Here is a 21,679-nt window from a genome sequence, read left to right as displayed (position 1 = left end):
GTTATTTTACTTTTTTAAATTTTGTGCGAACAGCTAAAAATATTTATGTTTAATATTTCAAAACAACTTACATCAGCAAGAATATATGTGCTGGATTATACAGCACCGTAAGCCAGATATTATAAAGGCTCAGCTATTTTACTTCCCATCCCCCAACGCCTCACAAACATACACATAATGCTTCCGTAGCAAACGGCTTATTGATGCAATGAGGCTTTGTAGCTATAACTATATCTATCTAGTAGGCAGCGGCCTCTCATCGCTACGTAAACGCTGGTTGTTGCAGGCTAGTAATAAGCTTGAAATAAGAATGAAGATAGCAAGGTTTTAATGCCGTTTCTTACTGCTTGATTTCGATGGCTTACAGTGCTTTTTTAAGTACTTCTTTTGAATGACTGCGCAGAGCGTCCAGCTTCTGGTTTACGCCATCATAAGCAATAGCTTCTTCTATAAGTGCTTCAATGTACTGTTGATCAAAATCACTGGCCAGTCTTTGCATAAGATCAAACTCACCCAATATGGACTCAAACCTTGATGCACCACGGCTTACATTAACAAGGCTGATAAAGGGCTTGTTGAAAATAATTGAGAAAACCGTGCCATGGAATGAGTCTGTTATAACAAAATCTGCATCGGCAAAGCCTTTTATCCAGCTTTCTATGCTGGGTATTTTTTCGCTGTTTATGGTGTGTTTATTGTGCTGGTTGCTAAACTGCGGCAAGCCAAGTGTTTCTTTTGCAGTTTCTACTACTTGGGTTTTCCAGTCGCTGTCATCGAGTATATAAGTATATATTCCTTTATTGTCTGGTAAGTTTTTTCCAACAAATAATTCAATGTAGTCTTCTTTGCTTAAGAGAAGAGTAGGGTCCAATACAAACTCGGCGTCTTTGTTGAGTTTTTCTGTAACAAGGTTAACGGCTGCTTTTTCACGTACTGTGACTAAGTCAAACTGTTGAATTAACTTTTTGCAACGCGCTGTTTGTTCTTCGGTGTATTCCCATTGGTCTGTACCAAATGACGCTGCATAGGCAAGTTTTTTTATTTCTTTATTGTCTTTCAGAAAGTCTAGGTAGTAGGTATAAATATTAGGCGAATATTTAGGACGCCAGCATTGGTCACTGCCCACGATCACTGCATCAAATTTATTTTGTTTGAATACAGCATGAACGGCGGCGTTAGAATATAGACGCGGCGTTTTATTAATATAGGTATCAATAAAAGCAGTGATATCTTGGCGAAGATACGCCTGCTCTTTTTTGGAAGAAAAGTAGCTTTTCCATAGTGGTTTAGGTGTGCCTTTTAAAAAATGCATAAGCAAATTTTTAAAGTAGCCTAGCTTTAGTTTTGTACGTAACTTAACAGTATGGTGCCTATCAATAGTCACCGGTTCATGCCCCATGTCTGTAAGCACTTTTTGCAGGGCAAAGTTTTGAAGGTTGCCGCCGTAGTTGGTATGTAGGGGCTGGGTAAGGATTGCTATTTTCATTTTTCTCTCATAATTCGTGCTGTTAACCGTTGTATAAAATGCTTAAAGCCCATGCGCCTAATATGTGTAATCTTTGTTGCAACTCTTAAGTTAAATAAAGCACTCTGCATTTCTTTATCAAACTCAGCGGCTGTTTGTGTCTGACTCCAAACTTCTAGGCTTTTTTGTCGAGTCACGCGCCTTAGCTTTTGCACTAAGGCCACATCAAGCGTGACGGGCTTCTTTCCATATCTTTTTTCAGGAATAGCCACACCCATTGCCTGCGCTTCTTTTACTCTGACATAAAGTCCGTCGTGGCGATGGTTATAGCTGCCTTGCTGAGAAGCGCGCATGGTGTCTGGGCTGATAGGCTCAATAACAATAGCCGAGCTGTTAGCGCCTTCTTGTATGATGCTTTCAGCCAAAGGACTGCGGGTTACAATCACACTGGTACCACGACCGTCTTTGCTATAGGGCTCAAGCCAGGCATCGCCTAAAGAGATATCGGCCAACTCAGTAACAACATCATCACAGAAATCACATGCATTGGCTTTAAAAAGACCTGTACCCCACATGTCGCCGACTTCGCGCATTTTTATCTTTTTATAATCGTCACTCGCAACGTCTTCGCAACCAAATGCATAGTCGCTAGCCGTACTTGTTACATCTTTTATTCTAAAGTTTGGTGACTTAATATTCTCATGATCTGCTCCTGCTTTTGAAGCAAGATACTCAGTGAAAAATTTACTTTTCACCCCCCCCCACAAATAATGCCAGCAACAAAAGGGATTTTTTCTTTCAATACTGGATCGTAGTGCTGCGCTAACCGTACCGCTTTTACAAAACAGGCAACACCAACAATAGCAACCTTACCTTCAAGCTTTTCTAATTCAGGTAGTACCGTTGCTAAGGTCACAGGATAATATTTTGTTTTTGCTGAGTCTCTTAGTTCAGTTTTATTACTCGCGACTTTGTACTCATAGTGCGGGCCACTTTCATTTGGTGAACGCACTGAAAACACATGGTCAATGATGCCTTTATCAAGCAACTGATCAAATACATACGTGGCAATACCACCAGAGGATGAAGTTTCGCGGAACTCATTTGAGTAAGCAGCATAAATACCGGTCAGCCTGCCGAGCTTTTCTTCAGTTTGTGTACCTTCGGTAAGAAAGATTTCAGCTAACGCCGTTTCATCTTTTACAGGCTCAAGAGGTAGTGGATTAAACGGGCACACACTGATACAAGCTGCATCGTTATCACAGGACCCCGTTAGCTCAGGAACAAGAAAGCCTTCTTTATTCCAGCCCATAGAGAGGGCATTCGATGAGCACTTATATGTACAAAGCCCACACCCTGTGCACATGTCATTATCAACAACTTGCACTATAACTTAATATTTACTTGTCATATTACTGCCACATTCTTTTTTTTATATTTAAAAATATTCGACCTAATAAAGCGCGTTCGTTTTGCTTTAAACCAACAAAAAAAACTGCAACAACAATCAAAAAACTTGATGCTAGTGTAGAAAGAAAAAAATCTAAGAGTGAGGCAGTAAAAAAATCATTAATAAATCTATTCGCAAGAAATACAAATAATGCTACAGCGATCACAGGCACTAGCGTATCAAATATATACTTGCGCTTTTTCATATTTATCAATGATGATGCTAATTGAATCCTTGCTAACAACGCGGAAACTGACAAAGAGATAGTTACATAAAAGACTACTTCAGGTGCACTTCCTGCCTTGAGAATAGCATAGGAAATTGGAATATTTAGGAGTAATATTCCACCAACAACAAACTGATAAAGCTTAACACGCCCAGTAGCTTGCGCAGCAGTAATAAATGTACGAGAAAGGCTTTCAATCAAGATACTCAATATAATCAACCTGGTAAAAACAACTGTATAGTCAGGAACATTTCCGAGCCATACTGACAAAATAAAACTCATATTATTTAATACTGGAACGGATAATAATAACAATACAAAAAAACTATACTTAGCGCCATTACATACAAGCTTATGCATATACTCCATATCCTGTGTTGCATAAGACTTTATAATCTGCGGGCTAATCGCCACCTGCAAATTACTTATAAAACTGTTTAACGCACCCGAGACTTGCATAGCAATAGCAGTAGCAGCATTAGCTACTGGCCCAAAGAAAATATTTAAGAGTACATTTATTCCCTGACCAGTCATAACAGCAGAAAGATTACCCCATAGACTCCAGCCGGTAAAAGAGAGCATAATATTGAATAGCTGTTTATCCCAATACAGCCTAAAACGAGACTCCGTAAAGCGAATTTTACAGTAGCTGCGATACACCATAAATACGATAAAAACTACAGCCAAGCTGAGTACTGCATATAGGATCAGCTTATCCATGCCGAACCAACTGAGCATAAACACAATTAACAGTTTCAGCGTTACATCAATGATACTGACCCAAGCAAAGACACTCATGCGCTCATGAGCAATGATTAGGGCGTTATAGGGCACACTCACGATGGTGACCATAAATGACAACAGTGCGAAGTGAAATACCCACTCTGCGGCAAGCATTCTATCGGCAGGTATGGTCATTTGCGTTTTTACAAACCACAGCCCAACAGTTTCGCCCAATACCAGCACAAATACAGCAATAAGGACATGGATATTCAGACTCATGCTGAATATTCCACGCATATCTTTATCGCCTGGCTTACCCAACTCAAATGAAAGAAAGCGCTGAGTAGCTGACGACATAGCGCTGTTTAGGAAGCCCAGCATAGTGACAAAACCAGCAACCACACTGTAAATACCAAAATCATCAACGCCAAGCGTCTGTAACACGACCCTTGATGTGTACAAAGTCACTGCCATTGTCAACAGCATGCGGATGTAAAGCATCCCCGCATTTTTGGCCATACGTTTGTATTTTTGATTTGAGGTATCTACAGTCACTGTGGTTTATCACCCATAGAATTGTCACCTAAAAACTTTTCTCTTATACCCTTCAACGCCTGCTACGCCTTCTCACTCAAATACTGTTCTAACGCCACAGCCGGTAACAAGGTACTAAACACTTCTAAGCACTGAGTAATCTTAAACAGGTAGGCTATCGACTGTTGCGCTGGGCGGTTAGCCACTATAACGTCGGCAAGCTGTTTAAATTCCGTTAAATCGTTTATTACCCGTGAATTAAAGAAGCGTTCTTCTTCCAGTACAGGTTCGTACACCACTACCTCAATGCCTTTGGCTTTGATGCGTTTCATCACGCCCTGTATGGCCGAGGCGCGGAAGTTGTCTGAGCCGCTTTTCATTACCAGCCGGTATATGCCCACGACTTTGGGGTTACGGCGCACAATGGATTCAGCAATAAAGTCTTTGCGGGTGGTGTTGGCATCGACAATGGCGCGAATCAGGTTATTCGGTACTTCGTTGTAGTTGGCCAGCAGTTGTTTGGTGTCTTTCGGCAGGCAGTAGCCGCCGTAGCCGAAGCTGGGGTTGTTGTAGAGGCTGCCTATTCGTGGGTCTAACCCTACCCCTTCAATAATTTGTTTGGTGTCTAACCCGTGGGTTTCGGCGTAGGTGTCCAACTCGTTGAAGTAGGCTACGCGCATGGCCAAATAGGTGTTGCTGAACAGTTTTACCGCTTCAGCTTCGGTGCTGTTGGTAAACAGTACCGGTATGTCTTGTTTTATCGCACCTTGTTGCAGCAGGTTGGCGAAGGTTTCGGCACGCTGGCTGCGTTCGCCCACAATAATGCGGGAGGGGTGCAGGTTGTCGTACAGGGCTCTGCCTTCGCGCAGGAATTCGGGCGAAAACAGCAGGTTTTCGCATTGCAACAATTCTTTAATCCGCTGGGTATACCCTACCGGCACGGTGGATTTTATTACCATCACCGCCGCAGGGTTAATGGCCTGTACGTCGTGTATTACCGCTTCGACACTTTGGGTGTTGAAGGTGTTGGTGTACGGGTCGTAGTCCGTTGGGGTGGCGATTATTACGAATTCTGCGTTTTTGTAGGCATCTTCTTTGTTTAGCGTGGCGCGGAAGTTGAGCGTTTTGTGTTGCAGGAAGTGTTCTATTTCGGCATCGGCAATAGGTGACTGCCGGTTGTTGAGCATGGCTACTTTGCCGGGAACAATGTCTGTTGCCACAACCTCATTGTGCTGCGCCAGCAGTATGGCATTCGATAACCCTACGTATCCTGTTCCTGCAACCGCTATTTTCATTGTGCTTACCCTGCATGTCTGTTTGGGACGATGCTAGGTAAGCTTTGTGACAGTTCGGTTTCTGGCCGTCACTGCGTGACGGCTTTTTGCGGGCTGTAACGAATGGGCCGGGAAAACATCAGGGGCGCGAGTTTTGTAATTCATCGCGGCAAAAATGCCGCTCCTACAGTAAATTCGTTGGGCGTTCCGGGTTGGGCGTTGGGCGTGCTCTGATTGTAAGAGTGACATTTTTGTCACGATTCGGGCCGATAGGCCCGCTGTTAGCGGGCATCGCGACAAAAATGTCGCTCCTACAGAACGCCCAACCCTCAACCTTTATAAGCTTTTAATCCATTCACTGAAGGCTTTCCCTTCGGTGTTGTGGCGCATGCTGTATTCTACGAAGGCTTTCATGTAGCCCAGTTTGCCGCCGCAGTCGTGCGATTTGCCGGTCATGCAGAAGGCGTTGACGGGTTCTTGTTTCATTAAGTCGAAGATGCCGTCGGTCAGTTGTATTTCGTCGCCAACGCCCGGGGGTACGTGGGCCAGCAGTTGCATGATGTGGTTGCTGAATACGTAGCGGCCCACCACCGATAAGTTAGACGGTGCTTCTTTGGGGCTGGGTTTTTCAACAATGCCGGTCAGCTGGGCGCTGTGGCCGGGCGGCAGGTCTGCACCGCCTACGTCGACGATGCCGTATTTGTTTACGTCTTTTTCCGGTACGGGTTCAACCAGAATCTGGCTGGTGCCGGTTTGTTCAAACTCGCGCACCATGGCGGCCAGGTTTTCCTGTTCCAGGTTGGCGGCGGCGTCGTCTATTAATACGTCGGGCAGCACCACGACAAAGGGGGCATCGCCCACCAGTGGTTTGGCGCACAGTACGGCGTGGCCTAAGCCTTTGGCCTGGCCCTGACGTACGTGCATGATGGTTACGCCTTTGGGGGTAATGGCGCGCACTTCGTCCAGCAGCTGGCGTTTTACCCGCGCTTCAAGCGTGGTTTCCAGTTCAAACGAGGTGTCGAAGTGGTTTTCGATGGCGTTTTTGGAGGAGTGCGTTACCAGTATAATTTCGGTAATGCCCGCTGCCGCGCATTCGTTCACCACGTATTGAATAAGGGGTTTGTCGGCCAGGGTGAGCATTTCTTTGGGAATGGCTTTGCTGGCGGGCAGCATGCGGGTGCCAAGGCCGGCGACCGGGATGACTGCTTTGGTGACTTTTGGCATGTGGGTTCCTTGGTGTTTGCTTGACGCGCGCTTCGCTGGATTTTGTGGGAGTGGGCCATGCCCACGAATCGGGCCCGCAAGGGCCGCTTATGCTGTGTTGATGTTCATTGGCCCGCCGTTGGCGGGCATTCGCGGGCATGGCCCGCTCTTACATTGCGGGCTTCGCCCGCTTATGCGGGGCTCTGCCCCTGCGCCCCGGATGCAAGGGGAGGTATCCCCTTGCGAACCTCTCTGGCCCGCGTTCCAGCTTGTCCTTGCTGAAAAATTCCGGTTACGCCAGCGGATCGTAAGGCGCGTCGTGCGCCACGATCCTTGCCCGGTCCATCCGGGCATGGCTACCGGATTTTTTCAGCTGCGGGCTGTAACGAATGGGCCGGGAAAACAGCGGCGGCTGCGCCGGCTTTGTAGGAGTGACATTTTTGTCACGATACGGGTTGTTAAACCCGCCTATACGGCATTGATGTTCATTGGCCCGCCGTTGACGGGCATTCGCGGGCATGGCCCGCTCCTACATTGCGGGCTTCGCCCGCTTATGCGGGGCTCTGCCTACCGCCATGGATGGCGGAAATGCCGGTTTTGCAGGAGCAAAAACCGGCCCTGCGCCCCAGTGCAAGGGGAGGCATCCCCTTGCGAACCCCTCTGGCCCGCGTTCCAGCTTAATCCTTGTTTACCAAAACCAATTAAGCATACGCGGCCAAGGGGCGGTCCCTGCCCCTACCCGCTCGTTTGGAGTCATCCAAACGATGCTATTGGTTTTGGTAACCTTCGGGCTGTAACGAATGGGCCGGGTAAAACCGCAGCGGCTGCGCCGGGTTTGTAGGAGTGACATTTTTGTCACGATTCGGGTTGTTAAACCCGCCTATATCGCATTGATGTTCATTGGCCCGCCGTTGACGGGCATCGCGGCAGAAATGCCGCTCCTGGCACCCTATGTATTCAGTAACTAGCCAAGACCTTTTGATAGTAGTCGGAGATCTGTTTCTTTTTCTGCCTTAAGGCATCGATTTCGGATCTCGTCAGCGGTTTTAAAGCCGACAAGGTAGCTTGCTTCGTTGGCTGTAAGGGCGCTGGTGTGAATTCCGAAGATGGTTTTGATTTCATTTTCAAATCGCTCCTGTAAGAGACGAATGTGCTTTTTATTTGGCTTAAATGCCGTTGTTCTTCCGGCATTCACTAATGTGATACTTCCAAGCACTTTACCATTATTAAGCTGAATGAAGTTTGCCAGTTCTGCCAAAGTTCCACCCATGCTGACAACATCATCGACCAGAACATAGCTTGCATCCGGGGTAACCCAACCCTCAAAGGATGGCCTTAATCGCAGCCTTTCCATTGGATCTGCGCCTGTATGGTAAACACGCTGCTGCTGAACAATGTCGGTTTCATTACTGCCATTCAGCACCTGGGCACACAAAATTGAAAGCAACAAAGGTATGGCGTTATCACCTGTTGCTTCTTGTGCAAAGGGGGCTACATAGATAACCCCTGGTGGAAACTTACCTGCCAGGGCTTTTATGAATTCAATAGAAAGTTCTGTTACCAACCTGAAGGCTGCTTCTGCATCACCTGCTTTGGCTTGTTTATAGGCAGAGTGTTCTTTAATTCGTTGGTCCGAATCGAATTGATGAAAATGTTTGGAGTTGTCGGGAAATGCGTAAAGTCTTTCCATAGCAACTCCTTATTAGTTTTCAACATCTGATTTAAAAAACGGATTAAAAATCATCCAGAAGCTGAACGCAGTAGCCTTGAACGGTCAATCAATTGGGCCGGGAAAACCGCTCGCTGAACGTCTGGCGTCTGGCCTCAAGCCTCAAGCGTCGAGCTTCAAGCGCCCCCGAATTCCATGATGTACGGTCTGCCAGTCTTTCGTTTGCAGCTGACCATCTTTGAACTGCTGATATCGGTTATCCAGTTCTTGTGCATGTTCCGGTGATACTGCTGCCTGATGGGGTTGCAACGATACCCAAAGGCTATCCAGTAGCTGGATTTGTTCAGCAACCGGCAGTTTTTTTATTTCTGCAGACAGTTCTTGAGTGTCCATAGGTCACCTCACTGGAATTATATTTACCAATCCACGTTCTGCGTGGGGGATAGTCATAACGCTGATGGTAACCGGCCCGCCGTTGGCGGGCATCGCGGCAGAAATGCCGCTCCTACAGTAAATTCGTTGAGCGTTCTAGGTTGAGCGTTGGGCGTGCACCGATTGTAGGAGTGACATTTTTGTCACGATCCGGGTTGTTAAACCCGCCTATATCGCATTGATGTTCATTGGCCCGCTGTTGGCGGGCATTCGCGGGCATGGCCCGCTCCTACATTGCGGGCTTCGCCCGCTTATGCGGGGCTCTGCCCCTGCGCCCCAGTGCAAGGGGAGGTATCCCCTTGCGAACCCCTCTGGCCCGCGTTCCAGCTTAACCTTGCTGAAAAATTCCGGTTACGCCAGCGGATCGTAAGGCGCGTCGTGCGCCACGATCCTTGCCCGGTCCATCCGGGCATGGCTACCGGATTTTTTCAGCTGCGGGCTGTAACGAATGGGCCGGGTAAAACCGCAGCGGCTGCGCCGGGTTTGTAGGAGTGACATTTTTGTCACGATTCGGGTTGTTAAACCCGTCTATACCGCGTTGATGTTCATTGGTCCGCTGTTGGCGGGCATTCGCGGCAGAAATGCCGCTCCTACAGTAAATTCGTTGAGCGTTCGGGGTTTAGCGTTGGGCGTGCCCGGTATTTTGCTACAACGCTCGCTGAACCCTTAACGCCTAACCCTCAACGGCCTCTGGCCACCAAAAAGTTACGCTGCCGCCCGAGGGTTCTTCGCGAGTAGTCCCTGTAATCGCTTCGATAATGCCGAATTGTGCGTGTCTGGCGGGCTTTGGGCCATCATGGCCGGGCCATTAGATGCACCATTCACAATAGAGGTGCGCATTATTAACAACGACAGGGCAGCAAGCAACCTGCAGCTTCTAAAAGTCAGTCTGCGCCAGAATATTTTTTTGGCGCCAACAAGCTCTTGTATAGCCCTGCATAGCTTTTTGCCATCACCGCTGATGTAAACTGCTGTTCAAACCTTACACGGGCTTTGTTACCCATTTGTTTACACTGCTCCGGGGCACTCCATAATCTGACCATGGCCTGAGCGAGCGCGGTAGGGTCTGCCGGGCCTACCGCCAAACCGGTTTCTTCATGAATGTTAATGAAAGTGGTGCCGGTACCGATTTCACATGAAATCATCGGTTTGCCGTACATGGCGGCTTCAAGTAACGATATGCCAAAGGCCTCGGACGGCAAGTAAGAAGGAAACACAAAAGCGGTACACAGCTGTAATAAGACTACTTTGTCAGTATCGGCCAGGGCACCGGTAAATATTACATTGTTCAGCCCCAACTGCCCGGCTTGTTCGTGCAATTCGGCCTCTACCCCGCCACTGCCCACTATTACGACCGGTAGTCCAGTCTGAGCGGCGGCCAGAAGTAAAAAGTGCAACCCTTTGTAGTAACGCAATGCTCCTACAAACAGGAAGAACTTTTCTGGTAGCTGGCTACGCCACTTTTCCAATGCACTGGCTTCAGGCTTGGGATAAGTACTCTCATCCAGTCCGTAGGTTATTACCCGGGTTTTGTTTTTGTAGTGTTTAAGAACCGGGCTGTGCTGTATATAGGCCGGTGATGCCGCCACAATCACATTTGCCTGGCGTAAAAACAGATGCATCAGCGGTTTATACAGTTGCAGCAGGTACTTTTGCTTCACTATGTCGGAGTGGTAGCTAACGACTATCGGTTTTTTAATACCCGCAAGGAAGTGCACCACATCCATAAAAGGCCACGGAAAGTGATAATGAATAATGTCCGCTTCGCTGGCCAGTTTGCGGAAGCGTGATATTACTTCCCAGGAAAACCCAGTAGAGGCTACTTCAAAGTTAAGACGTGAACTGTGTACTCTGTGCTGCCCCGATGTTACATAGCTACGCTCTTCGCTTTGACTTAAAAATAAAACATCGGAATGTATACCGTGCTCTGCAGTTCCTTCTGCCAATTGGTAGATAACCTGTTGTATACCACCGTAACCATCGGGGTAGTAGGTTTTATAAAAATGCAGAACTTTCATTACAAATCAGCTGCCAGTTTTTTATATACATGAGTGGTTTCTTCGGCACAACGCTGCCAGGAAAACGTAAGAGCATGCTTTAGCCCGTCACTGATCGCCTGGTCACGCCACTGCTGGTCTTCCAGAGCTTTTTGCAGATGTTGCTGCAAGGTGTCGGTGTCTTCAGGAAGATGGAATAATCCTGCACCGCCAGCAACTTCGGGTAAAGAGGAGCTATTGGAACAGACTACTGGCACACCGCTACACAAGGCTTCCAACACTGGCAAACCAAAACCTTCATAATGTGACGGGAATGCAAATAACCGTGCACCCGCGTAGATGTAAGGCAGGTCTGTCGCTGACAAATAACCGAGGTATTTTGCCCAACCATGCTCTTCTGCCCGCTTTATTCGTGCATGTATACTGGCACTGTTCCAGCCATGGTAACCAGTCAACACCAGCGGCCAGCGCTGGCGTACAGTCAACGGTAGCTGTTCATAGGCCTGTAACAAGGTAATAATATTTTTGCGCGGCTCGATGGTTCCCACAAACAATGTATAGCCTTGGTAGCTAAGTCCGTAGTGTTGTAAAAATGGCTGCACCTGAGCGGACGGACGTGGGTGAAACTCCGGAGCTGCTGCCAACGGTACAGCATAAATTCTGTCCGCAGAAATACCGGAGAACGAGACCAACTCCTGGCGTGTGTATTCTGAGTCAGTGATTAAACGATCAGCATTCTGCAAAGTGTTACGCAGTTCTGTCTGCAGATAATGCACCTTGGCCGGCTCGTGGCAATGCGCCCAGGTGAATGGTGAAAGATCATGAAAGGTAGCGACTTTAGGGCCAGAAAAACGCGGCAAAAAGAAATTGGGGCTGTGGTAAATATTATCTTCATATCCTTTTAAGCCATTGGCTCGTACCATGCCAAGCAAGCGCCGATGCACTTCTATAGCTAATGAGCTTTTTTGAACCCAACGTTTAATTAATCCCAGATTAATTTCTTTGCTCGAAACAGAATCGCCACTAAGTACTTCTGCAACCGGAAGGGCCTCTGAAAATCGTCCCGATGCGAAGAAACGCAACGAATCGATTTCTGGATGTTCCTGTAATGCTTTAGCCAGTTCATAGCTATAACGGCCAATCCCCGTCAGAGGGGAACGAATTGCTTCTGTATTCAGAATCACATTGACAGTCATTCGGCCAGCATCCATTCCAGCGTTTCTCTCAGCGATGGTGATTTCCATTCTGATAGTAGCTGGCGTAACAAGCTGGCATCACCACACAGGGTTCTTACTTCGTTGGCACGCACAAAAGCAGGATTCACCCTTACGTTCATAGCATGCCCGGTGATGGATTCACACATAGCCAATACTTCACGCAACGATGTCGCCACACCGGATGCTACATTAATAGTCTGGCCCGCAGGACAGCGTTCAATTAACCCCCGATAAGCCGCCACAACGGCTCGTACATCGCTAAAATCCCGCCATACATCAAGATTACCAAGCTCTACAACGTCAGCCTTACGCCGGAAGTGTGACACGATTTTAGGCAGCAGAAAGTTCTCTGCCTGCCCCACTCCGGTGTAATTAAATGGCCGGGTAATAATAATGGGGAGCTTGTGCATCCATGTACGGGCCATATATTCCATGGCAATTTTGCTCACGGCATAGTCGTTAGCTGGTTCTGGTTGTGTATTCTCTGTCAGCATCCCACCGGCCTGATTACCATACACATTGGCACTGCTGGCCAACAGCACACATTCTGGCGTCTTACCACAACAAGCAATAGCTTCCAGCAGGTTTCGGGTACCGAGTAAATTGATCTGATAAAAAGCATTGGCATCACCATGCCCGACAAAGGCCAAGGCTGCCAGATGTATCACGACATCGGGCTGAACCTCGTTCATTATTTGCTGTAGTTGAGCAGGATTTTGTAAGTCAGCCTGGAAATAATCGGCAAGACTATTATGGTGTATATCCTCGGGCTGGCTACCTAACCCGGTAACCTTATAACCGGCGGCCTGTAGCTCGGCACACATATATCGACCAGTAAACCCAGAACTGCCGGTAACCAGAACATGCTTTCTCATCAAAATGAAAATCCGGCTTTATTACGACGAAGGTCAGCTTCTACCATCATTTTACACAGTTCCTCAAGGGTGGTTTTTGGCTCCCAGCCCAGTACGGCTTTAGCTTTGGCCGGGTTACCAATAAGTAAATCAACTTCTGCCGGGCGATAAAATTTAGGGTTAACTTGCACTATCACTTTACCGGTAGCGACATCCACTCCCTTCTCTTCTTCGCCGTTACCTTGCCATTCAATCGTTATATCTGCTGCTCTACAGGCAAGGGTTACAAAATCACGTACAGTCTCTGTGCGGTTTGTAGCCAATACAAACGTATCAGGCTCATCTGCCTGCAGCATACGCCACATACCTTCTACGTAGTCTTTGGCATACCCCCAATCGCGCTTGGCGTCCAGGTTACCCAGCTCTAATACATCCTGCTTACCCAGTTTTATTTTGGCTACAGAATCAGTGATTTTACGGGTTACAAACTCTTGTCCACGCAGTGGCGATTCATGGTTAAACAGAATGCCACTGGTGCCAAAAATACCGTAAGACTCACGATAGTTAATGGTCATCCAGTGGGCATATAACTTGGCAACACCATAAGGACTGCGTGGGTAAAACGGCGTATCTTCCTGCTGTGGAATAGCCTGTACTTTGCCAAACATTTCCGAGGTAGAAGCCTGATAAAAACGGATTTTTGGGTTAACAATACGGATGGCCTCCAGCAGATTAACCGGGCCAATACCTGTAATTTCAGCGGTGGTTAAGGGCTGCTCAAATGAAACCCCAACAAAACTTTGTGCCGCCAGGTTATAAACTTCGGTTGCGCCTGAGTGTTGTAATAACCGGATGCTGGAGGACAAATCAGTTAAATCATATTCCACAAGGTGAAGATTTGGGTGTTTGGCAATACCCAGCTCCTCTATGCGCCAGAAATTAACCGACGCCGTGCGACGGTATGTGCCATAGACGATATACCCTTTCTCCAGCAGCAGTTCTGCCAGGTATGCGCCATCCTGGCCGGTGATTCCTGTAACGATTGCTTTGGTCATGCAAACTCCATCATAAAGACTATGAAAAACATATTTTTAATTATTAGGACTAATCATCATTTCAACAAGCCCAATTCCTAACTTACGATCATCAGAACTTTTACCAAGTTCTTTAGGTGAAGTTGGAAAAGGAATGACGACCGTCAATAAATTTACTTTATTTTTATTTTTAAAAGAAAGCTTGATGACCTGGCCATTTTCAACAATTGAAAAGGGAACTTCTTCATCACCAACCACCATTTTAAATTCCGAATTAAAATTCGGTCCATACGCATTAGCTTTAAATATAACATCAAAATCATCAGGAAGTGGATCAGAAAAAATCAACTCGATACTCGCTGAATCAGACCATCGCCCCCAAGGTTCAACAGAAGACAACCCACGGACTGAATCAAGAAAGAATGAAAAATCACCTGAAGAAAAATCAATGCGGATATCTTCACGAATTCTTATAAGCGTAAAACCATTCATTATTATAGTTTTATAATCAGATCCTGATATTTTGTGGTCACCAACAACCAGCACCCAGTCTTTATCTTCCGGAACTGTTTTAAGATCAAAATATGCCCCCTTATCCAAAAATCTTAGCATCATACCCTCGGGTACTGGTGTATCGAGATGATATAGCGTTCGAAACAGCGCTCCAGGCTCAGAACCAACCAGCAATAGCTTTGATATGGAATCAGAACTCAGATAAGAATTTGTAAAATAACCAGCATCATCGTACATATCAGGAGTCATTCTTGCGCGTAGCTGATATGTAACACCACCAAGAGTTGAGGCCACAAATATCGGCAATACAAAATATACATAGTAACGTGACGCCAGATTAGCGGACTTAAATATAAAAATAATGAAACACCAAAAAACGAAAAAACTGAAAAAATAAAACAAGCCACTTTTATTTCTACTAAGGATTCCTCCTATCTCTGGATTATCAATAATACTGTTAATATATGGATTGAACTGCGCATAAACAGCAAAAATGAAAATACACAAAAAAACAACACCACTAAAAACTCTGAAAATATCAGACTTCAATGATTCCGACACAGAATAAAATCCCGCCACAACAATGTAAAACATTGGTAAAGCGAAATTGTAATACCGCAGATGCAAGCGATAAGGGGTTTCATAAATACTGGTATTAGCAATTGACGCCGTAAAAATTGCAACAACAAAAATAAGATTGAGAATTACAAATAAAGAGAGAAATGCGAGCCTGCCATAATATTGAGACCTCTTATCAGCCCGAACAGCATAATCTCTACGAAACAGGCTAACCAACACAACATAAACAGCTATAATAAAAGGAATTGCATAAATATAAGATATAGACAGAAAGTGCCCACCTAAACTCACCAAAACTAGCTTAATAAGATTTACAACCTTATCAAAATCCATCCCTGATGATTCAGCCATCGAACCATAAAATGAGCCAAAAATTGTAATCCCTTGCTTACCAGCAAATAGATAACCAACACCAAACTTAAGGAAAAATACAGTACCCAGAAATATTGCCAGAACCTTTATAAAATATCTGCTAAAAAACTTGTCTCCAACATGAAAAACATAACCTATATAGCAAACAACCGCCGGCAAAAAGAAAAACGAGTGTGGCTTTATAAATGATGTCAAAACAAACAGTGATGACGCCATCATCCAAGAATAAAGCGGTGATGCTGCATCAAGTGACAATATGAACCAGGCAAAAACCCAAAACGATAAAAAATAAAAACTTTCTGGCATAAAATATGCCGTATAAGAACTAACCGGACTCAATAACACTAAGACACACAGTAACAGTGATGTACGCCCACCAGTTACCCGCCTAGCAATCATGTATATAAAAGGCAACGACGAAACATAGAAGAATACATTGAACAACCTGGCACAACTTAAGAATGCATCACCACAAAGATCAGTAGCCCTATATACAGACAAAAATAAATATCCAGGTATAAATGAATCCCCAACATCCATAAGCCTTGAGAGCTTACTGTATGTATATTCATCAGCCATAACCACAGGATACAGACCAAGGCTTTTAAAGAGCAATAGAAAAAAAACGAAAAATGCTAATCCGAATAAAATAAGCAGATTCTTATTGTTATAAACCAATGCAATCACCCCACATAATTGTTACTGACACACTCCAGAAAAATCATCGATGCACCCAATGCTTAATCAATAGAAATCCATTTACAGCCACCACTGGTAACGAAATCAATTTACCCAAAACTGGCATATCTACAAGATACTGGAAAACTGCGATGGAGATTAAAGTCAAAATATAGTTAGCAAAAACGACCACAAGATACCGGCCAAACGCAGAATGAGAATATTGTGCGTTAAATGTTACCCATGTATGCAGAAAGAAATTAAGGATTAAACCAGCCACAAAACCTACTGTTGCAGCGATCAAATAATTTACCCCATTAAACATGAGTAGTTTCATCAAGCCGATATCAACCGCAGCACATACGACCCCTACGGAAAGATACACAATAAAACGCTTTGAAATCATCAATTGTTATTCTTCTTTATAACCCACCGACCATGAATAGGACGCTTAGGAACCGATGCTATATCATAAGAAAGAAAGGCAAAAATAAACTGTAATCCAACCAGCGCTGGCATTGCAGCAAGCATTACGGTACCAGCAGGTGTTGCCATGCCAGTAGCAACTGAGTTCCACCAATGGTAACCACCAAAAACAAGACTAAACATCAGTAGCACAACCCCCACAGGTAGCTCTATTGATGCAAGAGACATATCCCTTAAGTAGTAATTATAAAAAATTCTTTTGAAAAAATTTCTTATATGCTTTCTGAGAAACTCACCAACAATATCGGATATTTTAAGGTTACTGACCTCATCACCATACTTAGCATCCATTGGCACATCAACAACGACCGCGTGCAATGTATTCAGCCTGAAAAGAATATCCGTTTCAAAAAAATAACGCCGACTTATTTTATCAAATGGTAAGTGCCTGGCTGCATCAGAATGTATAGCGGTGTACCCATTGGTTGGATCGAAGATATTCCAATAGCCAGAGGATAACTTACACATCAGCGAAAGTACGGCGTTGCCAAAAAGTCTCACTCCTGGCATTGCGCGCACTTTTTCAAGATCAAAAAAACGATTTCCCTTGGCATAATCCGCTTCGCCTAGAATGATGGGAGTAACAAAATCCATCAACAAGGAAGGGTCCATTTGACCATCGCTATCAATTTTTACCAAAATTGTCATGCCATCATTAATAGCTGCGGCATAACCAGTCATAACAGCACCGCCAACCCCTTGGTTTTCGGCATGCTTGATTACTACAACACGGCTATCTGTACAATTATTTGATACATACTCACCAGAACCATCAGGACAACAGTCATCAATAACGTATATCCGGTTAACTTCAGGGCCTATTCCACCGATGACATCGAGAATATGGTTTCTGGCCTTGTAGGTTGGGATGACGACAGCAATCTTGTCTTTAAAATCATCCGGACTAAGTATTGTCATTGGATTGTCCTTTTATGCTGAAATATTTCGATTCAGCATTGAGTATTTTTTGTTGTAATTCTTTTGAACTTTTCTGCCATGTAAGCCATGGCATCTTATCTGAGCGTGGATGCTTGTCTAGCTGATAACGTTCCAGCCATTCTTGCACAGATCTGACTAATGCTCCTGGTTCTTTACTATCGAAATAGAAGGCATGCTCTCCAGCGACTTCGCGGAATACAGGAATATCACGAGCAATGATCGGAATTTTATGTTGCGCAGCTTCAATAAGAGGCAAACCAAAACCTTCACCATAAGATGCTGCAATTAAGCACGTTGAAGCTTCATATACTTTTTCAAGATACTCATCACTGATACCTTCCAGCCAGAACAGTTTCTTGCCGTTTTCCGGGTGATTGCGCAGCCGATTGACTAAATCATCGACCATCCAGCCTTCTTTACCCACGACTACCAGACTTACATCAATGCCATTAGCCCACAATTGTTCGAATGCAGCCAATACCTGTGCATGGCCTTTGCGTGGTTCGATTGTACCCACCATCAGGAACGCAGGTATGCGGGAAAACTGACTGATTAACATTGCTGCATTTTCATCGAGACCTGAAGAAGGCACAGATTCTGCAACATCAGCACCTAAGTGGAACCATTCAACCTTAGCGGGACGCAAGGATTTAATATCATCCTGCTCTGATAGCCATTGCTGAAACTCTGTAGCCACCGCCTTTGATATGCAGGCTACTCCATCAAACCCTGCTATGGTGTGCAACCATTGTCTGTGCATGATTTCAGAACCCGGAGGAAAACATTGGCTTTGCAAAATGGGGAGTAAGTCATAGATAACAAACCAGACGGAAACGCCATCATTGCGCCATTGTTGTAATACAGGTTGTTGAGCAGGAATGATAACCGGCTGTAAATCCAACCCTACGAACACATCACCTTGCCAAATATCGACAGCTGAGTCCTGTATATCCGCTTCCGACATTCCCAGAAATTGGTTGGTAAAGCGCTTGGCATACCAATACCCTTGTTGGTCTGCCTTGGCGTAAACTGGCTCCACACGATAGCCATCCGGTGGATTTTGCAACCATTGCTGTAAAATTGCGCGAACAACCCGTTGAATTCCACTCCTGGCATCTCTTTCGACAAGCTCAGATACATCAACAAGCAGCTGTTTAGGTGCATAGTTTTGCTGCGTAAGTACCGTTTTAAGTTGTTCAGCACTTTGTTGCCAGGTATTCCAGTGCATTAGTCCAGAATCAGGTACCGAACTGGTTTTATACAGTTGAAGCCATTTCTTCATTGATTCAGCCAGCTCTTTGCCGGTATTACCACTGAAGTAAAATGCGGCGTCACCTGCTACTTCACGGAAAACAGGGATATCACGGGCAATAACAGGAATTTTATGCCGAGCTGCTTCAATCAGTGGCAACCCAAAGCCTTCGTTTATACTAGCCGCTATCAAGCAGGTGCTGTTCTGATACACCTGTGTCAAATACTCATCACTAATACCTTTCAACCAGAACAAGCGCTTTAAATTTTCGGGATGGGTATTTATACGATTGACTAGCGCATCAACCTTCCAGCCCTGCTTCCCGACAAGTACCAGATTTATATCAACGCCTTCTGCCCACAACTTTTCTACCGCATCCAGAATCTGTTCTTGCGCTTTTCTTGGCTCTAGTGTTGAAACACTTAAAAATATAGGTCGGGTAGTTAATTTTCCCAGCACTTCTTTAGCATCGATCGTTATACCACTCGATGGTTTTGAGCCTTCCAAATCTGCACCCATATGTACCCAACTGATTTTCAATTGCGAGTTTTTCTTAATTTTTTTTGTTGTAAGCCAACTCTTAAATGCATCGGCAGTTGCCTTGGATATGCATATTGCTTCATTTTGCTGGGCAATCATGCACATTAGCTGCTCGTGCAACTCTTTAGCATTGTCATCCTTAAACAGATCAGCCAACTGGATAGGCAGTAAATCGTAGACAAGAAATTTTACTGTGACTCCATCATTTCTCATCCGATCATAGAGAGCCGAATGAGCTAACTGCACATGGTGCTGCATATCCAGGCCAAAAAAGATGTCGCCCCTCTGCCAACGCATGGGAAAATCTTCAAAATTTTCAGGATCCTTACCTTTCAATCGAGCAAGAAACTGGCTCGCATAGCGATAGTTTTCCGTTTGTGTGGCATATACCGGATAAACAGTAAAATTTTCTGGTGGATTAAGCAGCAAATGATGCAAATAGCTGCGTACAACACGCTGTACGCCTGTTGCAGCATCGTTCTGGCAAAGCTCAGATACATCCACCAATAGCTGACGCTGCGTTCCAGCCCCTTCATTGTGAGCAAGATGCTTGGCAATTTTGACAAGATTTAATGATTCGTCAGCCTTAATTGTATTCGCAATTTGGTTGATAAGAACCTGATGCCGGACCTCTATCTGTTCACTGACGACATAGTCTTTCTTTTCGGCGATGATTTTTTCCCAAGAGCTTATGGCGATCGTTGCTGTTTTATCCCAAGAAAACTTCTTAACCTGTTGTTCTGCATGTTGAATCAAGGTTTTTCGAAAATTCTTGTCTTCTAATGCCAACTGAATTTTTTGAGCAATAGAAACCACATCAAAAGGATCAAACAGTGCATCGTCTAGGCCAATCACTTCTGGCAAGCTGGTTGTATTGGAACCAATTACCGGTGCGCCACAAGCCATCGCTTCCAATGCGGGCAACCCAAAGCCTTCATGCCAGGATGGAAATACATAGAGTTTGCAGAGATTATAGAGTGCAACCAGATGATCTTCGCTGATATAACCAGTAAATATCAGATCTTCTGCACTAAGGCCATGTTCATGTGCAATCGCACGGAATTGCTCCACATGCCATGCCGGCATTCTACCGGCAAAAACCAACTGATGCTGTTTACGAAGATCGGTGGGCAGTTGTGCATAAGCCTGAATCAGCCTTGGAAGGTTTTTCCGATCATCAGCGCCGCCGGTGTAAAGCACAAACGATGATTGAATACCATAACTACGGAGTAGATATTCGGCATCTTGCCCGGATATTTCCTTTTTAGTAAATCTATTCTCAATTGCTGTTGAAATGGTGACAACTCTGTTTTTTCCAACACCAAGAGTTTCCAGTGTTTCATGCATAGCATAGTCAGAAATTGCCAGCATTATAGTGGCATTCTTCAGCCATTCGACTTTACGATAATAGTATGACTGATATCGTGGATTTGGTTTTAAGTATTGCTCTGGATTAAGCAGTGGAATTAAGTCGTATAGTGTAACGCTGACGGGGGGGGCAGAGACTGAGTCTCTGATACTGGTTACGGCACAATCTACGTAGCCTTCAAACAGACTGGTAATGTGTACGATGTCTGGATTCAGGCTGGCAAGAAAGGCTTCGTAAATCAGCTCAGCAATCTCACGCCGGGTATCATTACCGGGCTGCTCTTCCCTTACCGGACCGGACGCATACCAAACGCGGATATTTTCTTGTGGTAAGTAGTTTTCAAAGGCGGTACGTATAGGTTCGATAGTATCTGGGAATAAGCCATTCAGCGCCAGAATAATGTCATGTTCACCACGATTACGCACGACTGCCTGCGCAAACTCGATGGTGTAACGGCCAACACCCCGAAATCGGCTTTCTGTTTGCGCACCCTGCATATCGATGACAATGCGCATTATTGATGCTCCTTACTTTTTTCTAAAGCATCCAGCAAATCTGAATATATCTGATTTGCCCTTGAACTTATTGTTGCAATACTTGCCGGAATAATTTGTGTTCCCTGATTAATATTTCTCTGACCAGACCAAACCTTAAGCACAACATCAGCAACAAAGCCATGTAATTTCGGGAATTTTATTAACACACCAACTACAACTTTCTTTAATCGAGGACGTTTAACAACAACCTTCAAAACATGCATCAATGTTTTTTTAATTAACAACTTCAATAATCGAACTAAAAGATCATACTGTCTTTTTATTATTACTGTTAAATTCATGAAAACCATAATTCTACTATTTATTAAAACGGTTA

19 protein-coding genes and 1 pseudogene are annotated in these 21,679 nt (G+C 45.0%); all 20 read right to left on the bottom strand.

Features of this window, described 5'->3' with window-relative positions; all coding sequences use genetic code 11:
* Positions 1 to 361 precede the first annotated feature (361 nt).
* On the bottom strand, positions 362 to 1,486 hold the full coding sequence (locus GJQ55_RS04145) for a polysaccharide pyruvyl transferase family protein (protein ID WP_228346253.1): 1,125 nt from the start codon (positions 1,484 to 1,486) through the stop codon (positions 362 to 364).
* Entirely contained in the window at positions 1,483 to 2,220 is a 738-nt protein-coding gene (locus tag GJQ55_RS13370) for a Coenzyme F420 hydrogenase/dehydrogenase, beta subunit C-terminal domain (protein ID WP_267874247.1), read from the bottom strand. The genes GJQ55_RS04145 and GJQ55_RS13370 overlap by 4 nt, the downstream gene beginning before the upstream one ends.
* Complete coding sequence (locus tag GJQ55_RS13365) at positions 2,217 to 2,777, bottom strand: coenzyme F420 hydrogenase/dehydrogenase beta subunit N-terminal domain-containing protein (protein ID WP_267874246.1); 561 nt, start codon at positions 2,775 to 2,777, stop codon at positions 2,217 to 2,219. Before GJQ55_RS13365 ends, GJQ55_RS13370 begins: the two co-directional genes overlap by 4 nt.
* 9 nt (positions 2,778 to 2,786) lie before the next feature.
* Positions 2,787 to 2,852 (bottom strand): annotated as a pseudogene (locus tag GJQ55_RS13435) (4Fe-4S binding protein); the annotation flags it as partial.
* Between the two features lie 25 nt (positions 2,853 to 2,877).
* Positions 2,878 to 4,419: an MATE family efflux transporter gene (locus GJQ55_RS04135; RefSeq protein WP_228346252.1), complete on the bottom strand. Its 1,542-nt coding sequence runs from the start codon at positions 4,417 to 4,419 to the stop codon at positions 2,878 to 2,880.
* A 62-nt stretch (positions 4,420 to 4,481) separates the two neighbouring features.
* Positions 4,482 to 5,693, bottom strand: a complete 1,212-nt coding sequence (locus tag GJQ55_RS04130) for a nucleotide sugar dehydrogenase (protein WP_228346251.1) — start codon at positions 5,691 to 5,693, stop codon at positions 4,482 to 4,484.
* A 315-nt stretch (positions 5,694 to 6,008) separates the two neighbouring features.
* Complete coding sequence (gene galU / locus GJQ55_RS04125; RefSeq protein ID WP_228346250.1) at positions 6,009 to 6,896, bottom strand: UTP--glucose-1-phosphate uridylyltransferase GalU; 888 nt, start codon at positions 6,894 to 6,896, stop codon at positions 6,009 to 6,011.
* Positions 6,897 to 7,167: 271 nt separating this feature from the next.
* On the bottom strand, positions 7,168 to 7,395 hold the full coding sequence (locus GJQ55_RS04120; protein WP_228346249.1) for a hypothetical protein: 228 nt from the start codon (positions 7,393 to 7,395) through the stop codon (positions 7,168 to 7,170).
* Positions 7,396 to 7,839: 444 nt separating this feature from the next.
* Complete coding sequence (locus GJQ55_RS04115) at positions 7,840 to 8,565, bottom strand: phosphoribosyltransferase (protein ID WP_228346248.1); 726 nt, start codon at positions 8,563 to 8,565, stop codon at positions 7,840 to 7,842.
* A gap of 141 nt (positions 8,566 to 8,706) precedes the next feature.
* Positions 8,707 to 8,937: an addiction module protein gene (locus tag GJQ55_RS04110; RefSeq protein ID WP_228346247.1), complete on the bottom strand. Its 231-nt coding sequence runs from the start codon at positions 8,935 to 8,937 to the stop codon at positions 8,707 to 8,709.
* Positions 8,938 to 9,327: 390 nt separating this feature from the next.
* A complete protein-coding gene (locus tag GJQ55_RS04105; protein WP_228346246.1) occupies positions 9,328 to 9,474 on the bottom strand; it encodes a hypothetical protein in 147 nt (48 codons plus the stop codon).
* A gap of 386 nt (positions 9,475 to 9,860) precedes the next feature.
* A complete protein-coding gene (locus GJQ55_RS04100; RefSeq protein ID WP_228346245.1) occupies positions 9,861 to 10,994 on the bottom strand; it encodes a glycosyltransferase family 4 protein in 1,134 nt (377 codons plus the stop codon).
* Complete coding sequence (locus GJQ55_RS04095) at positions 10,994 to 12,217, bottom strand: glycosyltransferase family 4 protein (protein ID WP_228346244.1); 1,224 nt, start codon at positions 12,215 to 12,217, stop codon at positions 10,994 to 10,996. Before GJQ55_RS04095 ends, GJQ55_RS04100 begins: the two co-directional genes overlap by 1 nt.
* The gene (locus GJQ55_RS04090) at positions 12,166 to 13,065 is read right to left on the bottom strand and encodes a GDP-mannose 4,6-dehydratase (RefSeq protein ID WP_228346243.1); all 900 of its coding nucleotides are present in this window, start codon (positions 13,063 to 13,065) and stop codon (positions 12,166 to 12,168) included. The genes GJQ55_RS04095 and GJQ55_RS04090 overlap by 52 nt, the downstream gene beginning before the upstream one ends.
* Positions 13,065 to 14,099 carry a GDP-mannose 4,6-dehydratase gene (gmd, locus tag GJQ55_RS04085; RefSeq protein ID WP_228346242.1) on the bottom strand — a complete coding sequence of 345 codons (1,035 nt, stop codon included), beginning with the start codon at positions 14,097 to 14,099 and terminating at the stop codon, positions 13,065 to 13,067. The genes GJQ55_RS04090 and gmd overlap by 1 nt, the downstream gene beginning before the upstream one ends.
* Positions 14,100 to 14,135: 36 nt before the next feature.
* Entirely contained in the window at positions 14,136 to 16,229 is a 2,094-nt protein-coding gene (locus GJQ55_RS04080; protein WP_228346241.1) for a DUF7024 domain-containing protein, read from the bottom strand.
* A 34-nt stretch (positions 16,230 to 16,263) separates the two neighbouring features.
* Positions 16,264 to 16,626 carry a GtrA family protein gene (locus tag GJQ55_RS04075; protein WP_228346749.1) on the bottom strand — a complete coding sequence of 121 codons (363 nt, stop codon included), beginning with the start codon at positions 16,624 to 16,626 and terminating at the stop codon, positions 16,264 to 16,266.
* Positions 16,626 to 17,624, bottom strand: coding sequence for a glycosyltransferase family 2 protein (locus tag GJQ55_RS04070; protein ID WP_228346240.1), 999 nt, complete (start codon positions 17,622 to 17,624; stop codon positions 16,626 to 16,628). The genes GJQ55_RS04075 and GJQ55_RS04070 overlap by 1 nt, the downstream gene beginning before the upstream one ends.
* Positions 17,611 to 21,321, bottom strand: a complete 3,711-nt coding sequence (locus tag GJQ55_RS04065) for a glycosyltransferase family 4 protein (protein WP_228346239.1) — start codon at positions 21,319 to 21,321, stop codon at positions 17,611 to 17,613. Before GJQ55_RS04065 ends, GJQ55_RS04070 begins: the two co-directional genes overlap by 14 nt.
* Positions 21,321 to 21,644 carry a hypothetical protein gene (locus tag GJQ55_RS04060; RefSeq protein WP_228346238.1) on the bottom strand — a complete coding sequence of 108 codons (324 nt, stop codon included), beginning with the start codon at positions 21,642 to 21,644 and terminating at the stop codon, positions 21,321 to 21,323. Before GJQ55_RS04060 ends, GJQ55_RS04065 begins: the two co-directional genes overlap by 1 nt.
* Positions 21,645 to 21,679 lie beyond the last annotated feature (35 nt).

Source organism: Venatoribacter cucullus, from assembly GCF_016132445.1.
Taxonomy (GTDB): domain Bacteria; phylum Pseudomonadota; class Gammaproteobacteria; order Pseudomonadales; family Oceanobacteraceae; genus Venatoribacter; species Venatoribacter cucullus.
The sequence above is the reverse complement of the archived record's forward strand: the minus strand, read 5'-3'. Positions and strand labels throughout refer to the sequence as shown.

What these genes read in the sequence shown, in the direction of transcription:
- GJQ55_RS04145 (WP_228346253.1), bottom strand. Translation starts at nt 1,486, where the DNA reads ATGAAAATAGCAATCCTTACCCAGCCCCTACATACCAACTACGGCGGC.
- GJQ55_RS13365 (WP_267874246.1), bottom strand. Translation starts at nt 2,777, where the DNA reads ATGGGCTGGAATAAAGAAGGCTTTCTTGTTCCTGAGCTAACGGGGTCC.
- GJQ55_RS04130 (WP_228346251.1), bottom strand. Translation starts at nt 5,693, where the DNA reads ATGAAAATAGCGGTTGCAGGAACAGGATACGTAGGGTTATCGAATGCC.
- galU (WP_228346250.1), bottom strand. Translation starts at nt 6,896, where the DNA reads ATGCCAAAAGTCACCAAAGCAGTCATCCCGGTCGCCGGCCTTGGCACC.
- GJQ55_RS04120 (WP_228346249.1), bottom strand. Translation starts at nt 7,395, where the DNA reads ATGCCCGCGAATGCCCGTCAACGGCGGGCCAATGAACATCAATGCCGT.
- GJQ55_RS04115 (WP_228346248.1), bottom strand. Translation starts at nt 8,565, where the DNA reads ATGGAAAGACTTTACGCATTTCCCGACAACTCCAAACATTTTCATCAA.
- GJQ55_RS04110 (WP_228346247.1), bottom strand. Translation starts at nt 8,937, where the DNA reads ATGGACACTCAAGAACTGTCTGCAGAAATAAAAAAACTGCCGGTTGCT.
- GJQ55_RS04105 (WP_228346246.1), bottom strand. Translation starts at nt 9,474, where the DNA reads ATGTCACTCCTACAAACCCGGCGCAGCCGCTGCGGTTTTACCCGGCCC.
- GJQ55_RS04100 (WP_228346245.1), bottom strand. Translation starts at nt 10,994, where the DNA reads ATGAAAGTTCTGCATTTTTATAAAACCTACTACCCCGATGGTTACGGT.
- GJQ55_RS04095 (WP_228346244.1), bottom strand. Translation starts at nt 12,217, where the DNA reads ATGGAAATCACCATCGCTGAGAGAAACGCTGGAATGGATGCTGGCCGA.
- GJQ55_RS04090 (WP_228346243.1), bottom strand. Translation starts at nt 13,065, where the DNA reads ATGAGAAAGCATGTTCTGGTTACCGGCAGTTCTGGGTTTACTGGTCGA.
- gmd (WP_228346242.1), bottom strand. Translation starts at nt 14,099, where the DNA reads ATGACCAAAGCAATCGTTACAGGAATCACCGGCCAGGATGGCGCATAC.
- GJQ55_RS04075 (WP_228346749.1), bottom strand. Translation starts at nt 16,626, where the DNA reads ATGATTTCAAAGCGTTTTATTGTGTATCTTTCCGTAGGGGTCGTATGT.
- GJQ55_RS04070 (WP_228346240.1), bottom strand. Translation starts at nt 17,624, where the DNA reads ATGACAATACTTAGTCCGGATGATTTTAAAGACAAGATTGCTGTCGTC.
- GJQ55_RS04065 (WP_228346239.1), bottom strand. Translation starts at nt 21,321, where the DNA reads ATGCGCATTGTCATCGATATGCAGGGTGCGCAAACAGAAAGCCGATTT.
- GJQ55_RS04060 (WP_228346238.1), bottom strand. Translation starts at nt 21,644, where the DNA reads ATGAATTTAACAGTAATAATAAAAAGACAGTATGATCTTTTAGTTCGA.